At 68.7% G+C, this 1,137-nt stretch carries 2 protein-coding genes and 1 pseudogene; 1 reads left to right on the top strand and 2 read right to left on the bottom strand.

What is annotated here, in order from left to right; genetic code table 11:
• Positions 1-96: multicopper oxidase domain-containing protein (locus RB628_RS40725; protein WP_318325684.1), on the top strand; the 96-nt coding region annotated here is incomplete at its 5' end.
• Between the two features lie 168 nt (positions 97-264).
• On the opposite strand, the gene pspAB is transcribed toward RB628_RS40725, so the two are convergent.
• Entirely contained in the window at positions 265-843 is a 579-nt protein-coding gene (pspAB, locus tag RB628_RS40720) for a PspA-associated protein PspAB (protein WP_318325683.1), read from the bottom strand.
• Between the two features lie 80 nt (positions 844-923).
• Positions 924-1,137: pseudogene (locus RB628_RS40715) on the bottom strand (zinc metalloprotease HtpX); the annotation flags it as partial.

The following is a 1,137-nucleotide window of genomic DNA, read 5'->3' as shown; positions in this document are numbered from 1 at the left end:
TTCGACGCCGACAACCCCGGCCAGTGGATGCTCCACTGCCACAACGCCTACCACGGCGAGGCCGGGATGATGACAAACGTCGCATACCAGGCATGACCTTATGGCCGGACGGCACGCGTTGCTCGCGTGCCGTCCGGCCACTGTCCTCCGGGGCGCGAGGGAGAGACGCGGCGTCCTTGGGCGTCATGGAGATTCAGGTGCGAGTGGCAGGCCACCGGGCCGCCGTGGAGGAGCGCCGCCTTGCCGTGTCTCGAAACGTGTGAGTCACAGGCCGGGGGCGCCCCAGAGGGGGAACCAGCGAGTCAGGTCCTGTTCGATGCGCAGGTCGTCCTTGACGATGGTCTTGACCTGGAGTTCAAGTGGGTTGTCGCGCTTCTCGCCGGGCTGAGGTGCGAAGGGGTAGAAGGTGCCGCGTTTGTAGAGGTAGACCAGGGCGAGGGGGCGGAGCTCGGCGTCACGGAAGGCGACGAGGGAGCAGAGCAGTTGGGGCCCGAAGCCGCTGTCCTGCAGGCCGGTGTTGACCGCGTGCAGGTCGTTGACGAGTGCGGGAAGGTTGTCGGGGTCGCGGCGGGAGAGCAGCCATGAGTAGCCGTAGTCGTCGCGGCTGAACTCCACGGGCGTACCGCTGCGTTCGGAGTCGGCGTCCAGCAGGGCCCGCACGTCCTGCTGGACTTGGGCGAAGGCGCCGCCTTCGATGCTGGCGAAGCAGACCGAGCCCGCTCCGGTCGGGGTGAAGCCGATGGCCGCCTGGAGAGTGATCGCCGCGGAGGGCAGGCCGAAGAGCTGGTCGAGGTCGGGCTTGACCGGCTTGCTCCGTCCCAACAGGGCATCGAGGAAACCCACAGCTGTTCAGCTCCTCCCTGTCGTTCCCGGTTCGGGCACCGCCCGCCGGTCCGGGTGACCGGTGCGGCAGTGGCCGGTGGTCATGTCGTCTCGCCCAGTTCTGCGGAGATCTCCGCGAGCGCCTCCAGACGCCGCTCCAGGCTGGGGTGGGTGGAGAACAGGTTGGCCACCGTGGTGCCGGGCCCGAGGGCGGGGGTGAAGAAGAACGCGTTGAACGCCTGAGCGGTGCGCAGGTCCTGGGTGGGGATGCGGGCGATGTCGCCGGTGACCTTGGTCAGGGCCGAGGCCAGGGCG

This window comes from Streptomyces sp. ADMS (genome assembly GCF_033441795.1).
Classification (GTDB): domain Bacteria; phylum Actinomycetota; class Actinomycetes; order Streptomycetales; family Streptomycetaceae; genus Streptomyces.
The sequence above is the reverse complement of the archived record's forward strand: the minus strand, read 5'-3'. Positions and strand labels throughout refer to the sequence as shown.